Source organism: Bacillus sp. USDA818B3_A (genome assembly GCF_009928415.1).
Lineage (GTDB): Bacteria > Bacillota > Bacilli > Bacillales > Cytobacillaceae > Neobacillus.
On the sequence record NZ_JAABNN010000002.1, the window covers coordinates 504,935 to 518,137 of the forward strand.

Sequence of the window (13,203 nt, forward strand, 5' to 3'; positions counted from 1 at the left end):
TTAGCCATAAATAAACACCCCAAAAGTCAGATTTCACTCTAATTTTGGGGGTGCAGTAAAAAATCCATATGAGAATGCCCTTTTTATTAATTATACATTTAACTTGTCACATATTTCTAATTCATACTTCAGATGGATTTGTCCCGATGGTACAGTAAATTCCAACCGTTTTCCTTCCTCATGGAATTGGACATCATTATATCCCATTCCTATTATATAATCATTAAGTTCTTGCATTCTAACCTGATTAACATTTGTTAGTGAAATAACAGCTAATGAGTTCGCTGGTACATTGACTTGAAGGATCATAGTGTTCCCATCTTGAATCTCCCATTTCACCTTAATCTCTCCATACACCGACTCATATTGGGTTTCAGCATATTTTAAACGGTCACCATAATGTGGTTCAACCTTAAACTTGCTGTATCCAGGTTCAATTGGAGTTAAACCGCCAATATGGCGGACAAGCCAATCCCCGATACAGCCGAATGCATAGTGATTAAAAGAAAAAGCACCGACTGTACCATCTGGTTTAATTGCTTCCCATGATTCCCAAATCGTTGTTGCCCCATTCCTTACTTCATATAGCCAAGAAGGGCAGTTTGTCTGGAAGAGCAGCTTATAGGCGATTTCCTCGTTGCCGTTCTCACATAAGACATCCATAATAAACGGAACTGATAAAAATCCCGTATCGATTTTAAAATCATTTTTCTTAATTAGCTCTACTAATCTTTCTACCGCTTTTTTCTTTTGCTCTCCTGAGAGCAGGTTAAATGCAAGAGCAATCGTATACACGCCCTGGTAATCAGCTGTCATCAACCCTGAATCCTTCACATAAGCCTTACCAAAGGCCTCTTTCACCTTGCCATGAAGGTTATCATAAAAATCAGCCTTGTCTTGTTTTTCGAGAATCTTAGCAATTTCAGCTAATAAACCGGCCGAATAAGCATAGTATGCAGTGGCAATTGAATCCTTTGTGGCAAATGCGGAAGCAATTGGTCCTTGCGGCTCTTTACCAAGCATAAAACTCGGAATCATCCAGTCGCCAAAATGAAATTTTGTATCCCATAAGTATCGAACATAATCTTCTTCTGCATTTTCTTTATTTTGTGCAGCACTTGTTTGGACATAATCGAGCCATTTTTCCATTTCCGGGAAGCATTGCTCTAGAATTCTCTTATCACCGTATCTCTGATAAAGTACCCATGGAACAATAAGGATCGCATCCCCCCAGCCTGCCGAAGAAATAGTTCCTGTAAATTTCTTATCATTCCAGATATCCTTTGGTGCCGGGCAGTAATTAAGAATTTCTCCTTCCTCCGTTTGTTCCAGCTGCAAATTCCACAGCCATCTTGTCAAAAATGCTTGAACATCCATATTAAAAGCAGCGGTCGGAGCAAACACCAGGATATCACCGGTCCATCCTGCTCTTTCACGTTGCGGGCAGTCTGTTGGAATCGACAGCATATTGCCTTTTTGGCTCCATTGGATATTGTTCCACAGTTTATTAATTTCTGGATCAGAGGTCGTAAATCGACCTGTCGACTTCATATCGGAATACAAAACAACCGCCTCAATATCCTCTTGTTGAAGTTCAGATTGATAGCCTGATAGTCGAACATAGCGGAAACCATGGAAAGTAAAGGTTGGTTCGAAAACCTCATCAGATTCACCGCTCGTAACGTAGTAATCCGTTTGCTCTTTATTTCTTCCTATTATATTATTAAAAAACTCACCATTTTCATTTAAGACTTCACAATATTCAAATGTAAGTTCTTGTCCGCTTGGACCATTTACACGAAGTCGGATACGTCCGGCAATAACTTGACCAAAGTCGATAATATATGCTTGACTCTGATCCTTCCAAATAGAGACAGGAGACAGTTTTTCAACTGGTTTGACCAATTCCCCATATTGAGCTCTTAAGTTAGCTAACTTATAATCAACAATTGTAACGGGTTCCCATTCATGGGTTAACCCATCATATCCTGGCTGGTCCCATCCTGTCTTTTCAAGAGTTTTATCCTGGTTTTCTCCAATGAAAATATCACTGTAAACATAATGACTGTTAGCTGATAAAAACGAATTGTCTGTGGCAATGATTTGTTTGGTTTGATCGGTATAAGTAATTTCCAATTGCGCGAGCAGCCCTAGTCTGTTGCCAAATTGAGCGCTTCCTCCTGGGACGCTGATTCTGCCTGCATACCAGCCGTCTGCAAGAATGACCCCAAAAACATTTTCACCTTCAAGCAAGAAAGACAAAACATCGTAGGTTTGATACTGCAGGTAGTTGGAATAGGATGTGTAATCTGGCGTAAATTCAGCATCCGTTATTTTTTGACCATTGATTTTGGCGTGATAGAGTCCATGTGCCGTAATGTATAGGCGGGCCTTCTCTAATTTTTTTTGGTCAATATTGAAGGATTTACGAACCAATTTAGGCGGATGCAATCTCTGTTCTGGGGAAAGCTGATCCGCCTTCTTCTTATTAATAAACATATCCTCTAAGGTCAGTTCAGGTTCTTCCGTTACATCTTCTTGCTTTGGCTCAATCCATTTCCCTACCCATTCACTCTCGTTTAAAATCCCCATTTCCCATTGCCCTTCACTGCTCCAAGCTGATACCTCGCCATTAGTGCACCACACACGAACTTGCCAGGTATAGATGGCTTTACTTTGTAAGTTTGGTCCGTCATATGGAATGTTCACTGAAGCATGAGAAGGCACCTTATTTGAATCCCAAATCAACCTTCTTAATTCTGTAGATTCTTTTTCAAACACATGAATTTGATAGGCAGACTGTGAAATCCCTGTGTTTTCACTTTCTATTTTCCAACTGAACCGTGGATGTAAGATGTCTGTACCCAAAAGACTTTCTTGATTTTCTATTGTTAATTTGATGACCTGTACCAAGTTATTTCCTCCTTAAGTTCCGTCGATTTCTCATGTTGTTAACAATAAGAGGTGTTAAGAATATTTCAAAAAGAATCGTTGCAGCTGCGATGATGAATAAAGTAATCCTCATCTGAAACCTCAACCTCCTACAAATATGGATAAAATCCACGCTAGTAACAGCGCGGATTTATTCATCTTATTGAGCCAATTCAATATTAGTTGGATTTTTCCTTTCCAATTCCGGAATTGGTTTAACCATGACTCCAGCTAGAATTCCAAAGACGGCCAGAACTCCAAAGAATAATGGATAGCCTCCTGCTGCTACAATAGGACTTGCAGCCGAGTTGGCAAGAGATCCGCCAATATCATTGGCAATGTTGACGATTCCCATATCCTTAGCTGCATCTTCAGGATGTGGAAGAACTCTAGACATTAAGGCGATATCCACTGCTAAGAACATTCCAAATCCAAGAGAAATGATTGAACCACAAACATAGGAAAAGCCGATACTTGGAGCAAAGCCATAGCCTAAGATTCCGACTGCAGTTACAACTGCCGCAAGAAATACAAATGGTTTTTGACGGCCAAATTTATCAGAAAGACCACCGCCGATGATACTAGCGATTGCTAAGACTGGAATCGTTATATTCATACTAGTAGAGACAATACCAGCAAGATCTTGCTGTGAAACGTGAAAACGCTCAAGATAATAAACACTAGTAAAAGATGATGCTGTATAGGCAATGCCCATGAAAAATCTTGTTAATACTCCGAATGTGAAGTATGGATATTTTCTAGGACTTGGATAAATCCGAGACATTTTTTCTCCGAATGATAATGATTCATTGTTACCACGTTCTTTTTGATACTCTACTTGGTCTTCTTTCACTAAAATACTTGTAATTATGGCAAACACAATACAAATAAGTCCGAGTAATAAAAATTTATTTTGTATAGCCCAGGTATTTAAAATAAACATTAAGTTAATCCCAACCATAATCGCAAGTGGACTGACAAGACCATAAATTCCTGAAGCAGTACCACGTTTATTTTCTGGAACTTGGTCAGGAATCAATGCGGTTAAAGCCGTACCCATAAAACTAAACAAGAGTTTGGCCAAAGCCCAGAACAATAAGACCATTGTAAAAGATTTAGCTACCCCAATTCCGTAGAGTGCAGCCGCTCCGCCTATTGAGCCGATTAAAATCCAAGGACGTCTGCGTCCCAATTTCCATGTGGTCCTATCACTGATTAATCCTGCTAAATATTGACTGAAAATACCAATAATACCGGTTGTTAAACCAATAATACTAAAGTTCTTGGTAACATTTGCTGGGTCGAGCATAGCTAACTTTACAGTGAGCAAGAAAGCAATAGGTGTAATAAGAGCAAGATTATAACCAAAGCTTCCAAGCGAAATACCTGTAATTAAACGAGGAAAAGGTGTTTTGATTACATTAGAATTCATTGTTCAACCTTCTTTCCTTAAAATATTCTTTAAATTCGAAAGCGCTTCTATCCTTAGTTTATAGAAGGTTGTAAGGGATAACTATAGCCATATGCGACATATTTCCTATCCATTTCAAACATGGTTATTAGAATAAGGAACATTAATTCTTGTATAATAAAAAATCCACGCATATAAATGAGCGTGGATTTACCTTTACATTCACTTTTGACTATCTACATTACTTCAACTACTATAGTTAAATAATTTCGATACCCAATTCCATATACTGGTTTAAATTATGACTTTGAGGACCATCCTCCGTAATTAAGTAATCTAGTTCTGAAACAGGACCAACCAAGTAATTAGAAATTGTATTAAGTTTACTTCTTGTTACCAGGGTTGCGATTTTATTTGAACTTTTAATCATCTGACGTTTAACATGAGACTCTTCTATATGAGGAATGCTGATACCAAAGTCAGGGTGCAAGGAATACACTCCTAAAAAACAGAGATCGACTCTAATATTTTTAAGCACTTCAATGACATCTAATCCGACAGTGACAAAAGATTCCTTAAAAAAGGTTCCACCCAAAAGGATGATATCTGTATTGGGATGTTTTGATAATGCCAAACTAATAGAGGGACTATTCGTAATAATGGTCCCTTTAAACTCCATTGGAATTTCTTGAGCCAGAAAAAGATTGGTTGTACTCCCATCTATTAAAAGAACTTGTCCATCTTTAATCATCTTCACCGCTTTTAAGGCTAACTCTTTTTTCGCATCTATATTTTCTTCCGTTCTTTCAGAATAGGTTAAAGCGCTCGCAGATACAGGAAATGCCCCGCCGTGTACTCTTTTGAGAAGACCTAGTGAATCCATTTCTCTTAAATCCCGCCTAATGGTGTCCTCGGAAACATCCCATTTTATGCTTAGTTCTTTCGCAACGACTTTCCCTTCTTTTTCAAGTATCTGTAAAATTTCGCTTTGTCGTTCTTTTCTAAGCATAATAGTGACCAGCCTCCATGTTTTTGCATGTTTTTTCTTACATTATATAATTTTTTCTTGAATTCACCAATTTTTTTTTAAAAAACGGCAAATTTTTTCTTGTTTTTTCTTATTTATAAGGATAAAATATTCTCAAATACGAAAAAACTAGCACAAAGGTGCAAAAACAAGAAAAACGTTACCTTATCCTTACATTAAGTACTACTTTAAAAATCACACGAAATTAAAGGAGGAAACAAAGATGAATAATAATATTGAAACACTAGCTGTAAATACCATTCGAACCTTATCCATTGACGCGATCAATAGTGCAAATTCCGGTCATCCAGGCTTACCTATGGGAGCTGCTCCAATGGCATATGCCCTCTGGGCGAATCATCTAAATCATAATTCTGCAAATGCAAAATGGTTTAATCGTGATCGATTTATTCTTTCTGCCGGACACGGATCTAGCTTATTGTATAGTTTGCTTCATTTAGCTGGGTACAATGTTTCTTTAGAAGATTTAAAAGGTTTTAGAAAGCTTAATAGCAAAACACCTGGTCATCCGGAATTTGGTCACACAGAAGGTGTTGAAGCGACAACTGGGCCTTTAGGACAAGGGATTGCAAATGCAGTAGGAATGGCGATGGCTGAAGCGCATTTAGCTGGAAAATTCAATCAGGATGGATACCCTGTAATTGACCATTATACATATGCTTTAGTTGGCGATGGAGATTTAATGGAAGGCGTCTCTTATGAGGCCATGTCTATGGCTGGCCATATGAAACTAGGAAAATTAATTGCATTATATGACTCCAATGATATTTCTTTGGACGGTGAATTAAACCTTTCCTTTTCAGAAGACATTCAAAAAAGAACAGAATCTGCTAATTGGCAATATTTACGAGTAGAAGATGGCAATGATGTAGCAGAAATCTCAAAAGCGATTTACTTAGCAAAACAAAATACAAACCAGCCAACCTTGATCGAAATTAGAACCACTATCGGCTATGGAAGTCCTAAAGTTGCAGGAACAAACAAAGCACATGGAAATCCCCTTGGTGCAGAAGAAGCTCGTGCAACAAAACAAGTATATGGCTGGCACTATGAAGAGGATTTCTTTGTACCAGAAGAAGTTAAAGCCCATTTTGAAGAGCTAAAACAAAGAGGAATTAATCAAGAACAACAATGGAAGGTATTATTCCAGTCTTATCAAGAGGCATACCCTGAATTAGCTAAAGAACTGGAAAATGCTATCACGGGAGAGGTTTTAATTAATGCGGAAGACATCCTCACATTTGATACAGGCAAAACAATCTCAACTCGTGTAGCCAGCGGAGAAGCTATTAACCATTTTGTCAAATCAGTTCCTTCTATCTTTGGTGGAAGTGCGGATCTTTCTCATTCCACAATGACAGATATTAAGGAAGAAAAAGCATTCGCGGTAGAATCATTTAGCGGACGGAATATCTATTTTGGTGTCCGGGAACACGCAATGGGAGCAGCTGGCAATGGTTTGGCTCTTCATGGCGGGGTAAAGCCTTTTGTAAGTACATTCTTTGTTTTCAATGATTATCTCAGACCATCCATTCGTCTGGCAGCCATACAAAAGCTTCCGGTCACCTATGTATTTACGCATGATTCGATTGCGGTTGGTGAAGATGGACCAACTCATGAACCAGTTGAGCAGTTAGCTTCTCTTCGTGCCATCCCAGGGCTAACCGTTATTCGCCCATCAGATGCAAATGAAACGGCAAGCGCTTGGGCTTATACTTTAAAACAAACAGACGGGCCTGTTGCGATGGTGCTGAGCCGTCAAAACCTGCCTGTGTTCCAAGAAACACAAGCCAATTTAGACAACCTTTCAAAGGGTGCTTACGTATTAACGCAAACAAATGACCAGCCAGAGGTTATCTTGATCGCTACCGGTTCGGAGGTTTCATTAGCCGTTAACGCAAAAGCTGAACTCGAAAAGGAAAATGTATCCGTTCGTGTTGTCGCTATGCCAAGCTGGGAATTGTTCGACCGCCAACCGAAAGAGTATAAAGAGCTGGTCCTCCCTGCTTCCATTAAAAAGCGTGTGGCACTCGAAATGGGTATCTCTCTTGGATGGGAACGCTATGTAGGATTAGAAGGCAAAGTATTATCCATCGAAACATTTGGTGCTTCAGGAACGGGCGCTGCTGTTATGGAGCTATTTGGATTTACAACGGAAAATGTGGTTCGTACGGCTAAAAGTCTACTATAATCTTAAAATGGAGGAAATATACGATGAAATTATTTATTGATACTGCTAATCTTGTTGATATTAAAAAGGCTTATAAAATCGGCGTTTTATCTGGTGTGACAACCAACCCTTCCCTAGTTGCAAAAGAAGGTGTAAAATTCGAAGACCGGATTGAAGAAATCTGTCAGGCAGTTCCACAGGTAGAATCTGTTTCCGCTGAAGTAACTCCAGATGCCGTTACAGCTGACGAAATGATTGCTCAAGCTGAGGAGCTTATTAAAATTAACGGCGGAGATGAGAAAATTACAATCAAGCTTCCGATGACTTTAGAAGGTTTAGAGGCTTGCCGTTATCTTGCTGATAAAGGCGTTAAAACAAATGTCACACTTATCTTTACAGTAAACCAAGCACTATTAGCAGCTCGTGCCGGTGCAACGTATGTATCTCCATTTTTAGGCCGATTAGATGATATTTCAGAAGACGGTGTCCAATTAGTAGCAAAAGTAGCTGAATTGTTCCGCATTCATCAATTCGACACTCAAATTATTGCAGCATCGGTTCGTCATCCAGATCATGTAACTCGTGTAGCAATGGCAGGTGCACATATTGCAACCATTCCATTTTCAGTCATTGACCAAATTTCTAAACATCCCCTTACTAATCAAGGAATGGAAAAATTTGCTGCTGATTGGGAGAATACTCTTTAAAACTAAATTAAATAAAAACCACGACAAGAGAAATTCATCCCTGTCGTGGTTTTTGATTCTAAGCCGACATTTCTTATTAATGTATTCGTTCTTCCAATTCTATTCTCTATATAAGTGGTACAATCCCAACGATATTTTTCTATTATCCTCTAAAACATAATGCATGAACTTCCAAATTATTAACCTTACTAAATTGCAATCTAATTTCATGTTTACCAGAATGCCCATTAAAAGAAGAAGAAACCATTTGACCTTCTTTTAAAGTAATACTACCGGAAGCATCCTCATCGTTATCCAGAAATATAAAGATTTCACCACTCCCTGTTCCTTCAATTGAAATATCTTTTACTTCCTTTTCCCATTCAACATATCGAAAAACCGCTTCATCTTCATTACTAATATTGATTAAAACCTCATCCCCATTTTTAGATGGTGCAATGTAAACACAGCCTGATAACTGACAGGCCCGATAAGCTTCTATTTTTTCATTGATCCCGAATGGCCTTCCTGCACCTTGGGATGTCATCAATACTTCTTGGATGGTACCATCCTCGTTTAAGAAAATCGGTTCAATACAAAGTCGGCGTTTTTGCTGCCTGTTCTGAGAACTGCGATGATAGAAGACATACCACTGCCCGTTTACTTCCTCAATCGAGCCATGATTATTCCAACTCTGTGGATCACATCCATCATTATCAACAATGACCCCTTGATACTTGAATGGTCCCAGTGGTGATTTGCTAGTTGCATAGGCTAAGGATGTTGGTTTTCCGCGGACCATACTGGAATACACAAAATAGTAGGTATCACCGCGTTTGCGAAGAGAACTGCCTTCATGAAAATAATGTTCTTCTTCGGTTACAAGATTATTTACAATCGAGCCTTCTTCAAACTCTACCATGTTGTCTTTCAATTTGGCACAATGGGCAAAGAACTGTCCCCAGTAATAGTAGGCCTGTCCATCATCATCAATAAATATGGCAGGATCGATTCCTCCACATGGTAATTGGATTGAATCACTAAATGGCCCCTCTGGCTTATCCGCAACGGCAACCCCTTCGCTTGAATCTGCCATACAAAAATACAAATAATATTTTCCATTCTTATGAATGGCATCTGGTGCAAACAACATATCCTTCGGGGATTTAGGAATCTCCAACTTTCCGTCCTTGGTATCTTTTTCAATCATTTTTTTCAAGAATGGAGTTGGTTTTGACCAATCAACTCCAGGATATTTAGGGGCGGTTTCATCATAGACCCATGGAACTAGACTTGCATCAAATGATTTCCCATGGTCTACCCAATCAATCATATTCTCTGAAGAAAAAACTCGATATTCCTTACTGCAATAAATATTTTTTTCCTGATCCCAAGAACCGTAGACATACACTCTGCCATCTGGCATTACATGTGCTTCTGGATCAGGAATGTGCAGATTTGTCGGGAAAACTGGATTTCGGCAATCTTTATATTCTTTCATTATTTCACTCTCCAAAAAATTGATTAAAAATACATCTTTGTATCTGTTGCTGAATGAAAACGTTTATAACTTTAGTTTATATGAGTATTTCCCTAATCACTATGGCGATATCAGACAAAAAACTATCCATTTCAAACCAAAAAAAAGAGCCAATGATGGCCCTTCTATAATTAGTTAAAATTTAAACTATATTTTAATATGAAAGTTGTTTTCGAAAAAACTCCTCGATTTTATCAAAAATGAATATAGTCCTGTCTTCATCAATCTCCTCTGCCCCATTCTTTGAAGCAAAAGATGTTGCTGCCCTTGGACCATTTTCATCTAAATTTGTACGATTCAGAAACCCATGGCCGAGCCCATTAATAAGATAAAGAGATACACGATTCTCTCTATCAGCTAATTCCTGATACAATAACTTACTTTGATGTGCTGGAACAGCTACGTCACTTAACCCATGCATAATTAGAAACGGTGGAAGCCCTGATTTTACATACGTTAATGGATTTGCTTCCTTCACACGTTCAAGACATGTCAGTATGGGTGCTCCTAAAAACAACGATTCAAATGAATCAGGGTCAGAAGTCTTTTTATCTTTTGGAATTTGGACTGATTCAGGATCTCCTTCGATTATTCCATCTAATTCCCGTTGTTCATCGATTAGGAGAAAATCAACTGGACCATAGCCAATTACCACAGCTTGAACCTCACTTGTCATCTCAGGATAGAGAGGATTTTCTCCGATAAATTGGTTAGGTTCAGTTGTTGCGGCAAGTGCAGCAAGATGGCCTCCTGCCGATGAGCCCCAAATGCCTATTTTATTGCGGTCTAAACCATATTCTTCTGCGATCGCTTTAACCCATCTAACCGCTGTTTTTACATCATGAATTGGCGCTGGAAAGATTTCCTCATCACTTAACCGGTAATCAATGCTTACCATTGCAAAGCCCTTACTTGCAAAAAATCGCGTGAAATCAGGACCTAATTTTCGATCACCAAAGCGCCATCCCCCGCCATGCAGCCAAATAATCACTGGAAGAGGCTCATTTTTCACCTTGGGTAAATATAAATCTGCTAATAGCTGTCTTCCATTTATCTCCGCGTAAATAAGATCGGATATGATTTCTACAGAATAATTGACTAACTTTTCCAACGAAAGTCCTCCTTAATAGATGCAATCTCTAACTTGTGATTGTCTTCTTGTTCCTATTAATCTTTTACTGGACGACCACCAAGTACTTTCAGGTCAAGAATATCTAAATTTTGCATTACTCGATCAAAACGGAGTGGAGCCGGCTCGCTCGGGAAAATATAATCATCATACACATCGCCAAGAGTACGGAAAAATGGCTCGAATAGACCAGTGGCGAGGATACCCACCATTTTTGTGTAATGAGAATCCATTCGATAAGAATGAACCGTGTTAGCAGGCACGTGAAGTATATCACCAGGGTGTAGAACGACTTCTTCTCCATTTGCCCACAACGTAACTTGCCCTTCAATACAGAAGAAAAATTCCGTATGCTCTTCATGATAGTGTTCAGGAATCGCTTCACCTTTCGGACCTTCTGAAACAACAAAAATAAATTCACCATTAGAATTGGCTTGAGTGGTCATCAAGGTATGAAGTTGATCTCCCGTAACCAAACGAATGCCTTCTCCCGTTTCAAGGACATATGGCGCAGCCTCTTCAGGTACTTCCCCATCTGTTACAAGTTGTGGTGTACTAACAACTTGATGATCAAAGAAAAACTCTACATCTGCAGCGAGTGATGCTTTCTCATATTTTTCAATGGATAGTTCATTCACGGCTTTTGGAGGGTGAACAAACTTGTCGTAAGGCTCACCAATAACGGAATAAAGTTGTGACACCGCTCCTTTTGAAGTAAAGGATAAAACCTGAGTGCGATGGCTGAGCATTTGATAGCTGTGTTCCGTACCAGCAGGAATAAAAGCATAGTTTCCTTCCGTCAGTAAATATTTCTTATTTGCAATCACAAGTTCAAGCCGCCCATGAAGTATGTAAATTCCTTCATGACTATGTAAATGTTTATGCGATGGGAATGAGTCTCCCTTCCCTCCTGAAAGAATGACCATTTCTACTAAATTTTCCGTACTATTTCCATTTGCAATAATAGTAGCTAACTGTCTGCCAAATAGATACCGTTCCCCTTCCCCATTTCTTAATAAATACGGTATCTTGTGATCTGGCAGGTTATTCATAAACAAGTGACTCACTGTAATCCTCCTCTGTTTCTACCTTTTTAATCTAGTTAATTGATAAGTTACCTAGTCGGTACCGCTAACTTCAACACATAGTATATGGTAGAATAGCAAAGGTGAGAAATATAACTAATCGTTCACAGTTATACCTTTTTTTCATATAGGTAATTAGCCTGCATTTACATATTCAACTAGAGAGGAGAAATTGCCTATGGATCTTAAACAATTACGATACTTCGTCTCCGTCGCGGAACGATTGAGTTTTACTGAGGCAGCAATGGAACATTTTGTCGCTCAATCAGCGATTAGCAAGCAAATTTCTAATCTAGAGGAACAAACAGGAGTTCAATTGTTTATTAGAAATAGACGAACGGTTCAATTAACGAATGCTGGAACCCAATTATTAAAAGATGCCAAAAGCGTTATCGCCAGTTATGAAGAAGCGATCAGTAATGCAAGGCTTGCCGGAAATGGACTGTCCGGGAATCTTAAAATTGGGTATTTAGGACTTGAAAAAATCTTTTTACCAAAACTTATTAGTCAATTTACGAAGAAATATCCAGATGTAAATATTGAATTAATTCAATATACTAGAGATACATTAAATTCCTCTTTAAAAATAGGAGAAATCGATATTGGTTTTACACTATCATTATCGATTGAAAAATTTCCCGAAATCATATCTAAAAAAATAGCCAATATACCTTTTAATGTAGTACTGCACAGTGAACATCCTCTTGCCGATTTCAAAAAACTTAGTTTCTCTTCGATTGCATCTGAACCTATTATTGTGATGAATCACGAAATATCTCCTGATGGTTTCCAACATATATCAGAACTTTTTAAAAAGCAGGGACTATCCCCAAACATTGTCAGAGAAGGTTCTCATTTTGAAACGGTATTGCTTATGATTGAAGCTGGCATTGGTATTTCTATACTTCCAAAAGCCATTTCGAATCCTCCTTCCACTCTTCGTTTTATTGAATTGGAAGAAAAAATTGATGAAATTGACTTTATTATTGCTTGGAATCGAAATAACTGTAATCCATTTATTTCTTTATTTACAAAGGAATTTGAATCGTTTATGAACAACCAAGAAGTTGGACTAATCTTTACCTAAAAAAATCCACGCTATCAAAAAGGCGTGGATTTACTTATTATTATCCAATTCAGAGGTCCAGTTATTTAAAGCAGTTACATTCAGCTGTATTAATTATGTTTCAATTGCTATGCACA

9 protein-coding genes are annotated in these 13,203 nt (G+C 38.4%); 3 read left to right on the forward strand and 6 right to left on the reverse strand.

Annotated elements, in window-relative coordinates; genetic code table 11:
• Nucleotides 1-90: 90 nt before the first annotated feature.
• From GXK58_RS05460 to GXK58_RS05470, 3 genes are all read right to left on the reverse strand, one after another.
• Nucleotides 91-2,913, reverse strand: coding sequence for an alpha-L-rhamnosidase (locus GXK58_RS05460; protein WP_160720595.1), 2,823 nt, complete (start codon nucleotides 2,911-2,913; stop codon nucleotides 91-93).
• Nucleotides 2,914-3,091: 178 nt separating this feature from the next.
• Nucleotides 3,092-4,363, reverse strand: coding sequence for an MFS transporter (locus GXK58_RS05465; RefSeq protein WP_160720597.1), 1,272 nt, complete (start codon nucleotides 4,361-4,363; stop codon nucleotides 3,092-3,094).
• Nucleotides 4,364-4,601: 238 nt separating this feature from the next.
• The gene (locus GXK58_RS05470; RefSeq protein WP_160720599.1) at nucleotides 4,602-5,351 is read right to left on the reverse strand and encodes a DeoR/GlpR family DNA-binding transcription regulator; all 750 of its coding nucleotides are present in this window, start codon (nucleotides 5,349-5,351) and stop codon (nucleotides 4,602-4,604) included.
• Between the two features lie 241 nt (nucleotides 5,352-5,592).
• On the opposite strand from GXK58_RS05470, the gene tkt reads away from it, so the two are divergent.
• Together tkt and fsa are read left to right on the forward strand one after the other, a co-directional pair.
• Complete coding sequence (tkt, locus tag GXK58_RS05475) at nucleotides 5,593-7,581, forward strand: transketolase (protein ID WP_160720601.1); 1,989 nt, start codon at nucleotides 5,593-5,595, stop codon at nucleotides 7,579-7,581.
• A gap of 23 nt (nucleotides 7,582-7,604) precedes the next feature.
• On the forward strand, nucleotides 7,605-8,267 hold the full coding sequence (fsa, locus tag GXK58_RS05480; RefSeq protein WP_160720603.1) for a fructose-6-phosphate aldolase: 663 nt from the start codon (nucleotides 7,605-7,607) through the stop codon (nucleotides 8,265-8,267).
• A 142-nt stretch (nucleotides 8,268-8,409) separates the two neighbouring features.
• On the opposite strand, the gene GXK58_RS05485 is transcribed toward fsa, so the two are convergent.
• From GXK58_RS05485 to GXK58_RS05495, 3 genes are all read right to left on the reverse strand, one after another.
• Nucleotides 8,410-9,747, reverse strand: a complete 1,338-nt coding sequence (locus GXK58_RS05485) for a family 43 glycosylhydrolase (RefSeq protein WP_160720605.1) — start codon at nucleotides 9,745-9,747, stop codon at nucleotides 8,410-8,412.
• Between the two features lie 193 nt (nucleotides 9,748-9,940).
• On the reverse strand, nucleotides 9,941-10,897 hold the full coding sequence (locus tag GXK58_RS05490; RefSeq protein WP_160720607.1) for an alpha/beta hydrolase: 957 nt from the start codon (nucleotides 10,895-10,897) through the stop codon (nucleotides 9,941-9,943).
• A gap of 56 nt (nucleotides 10,898-10,953) precedes the next feature.
• The gene (locus tag GXK58_RS05495; protein WP_160720889.1) at nucleotides 10,954-11,967 is read right to left on the reverse strand and encodes a quercetin 2,3-dioxygenase; all 1,014 of its coding nucleotides are present in this window, start codon (nucleotides 11,965-11,967) and stop codon (nucleotides 10,954-10,956) included.
• A gap of 211 nt (nucleotides 11,968-12,178) precedes the next feature.
• Between GXK58_RS05495 and GXK58_RS05500 the strand changes: the two genes are divergently transcribed.
• Entirely contained in the window at nucleotides 12,179-13,087 is a 909-nt protein-coding gene (locus tag GXK58_RS05500) for a LysR family transcriptional regulator (protein WP_160720609.1), read from the forward strand.
• Nucleotides 13,088-13,203 lie beyond the last annotated feature (116 nt).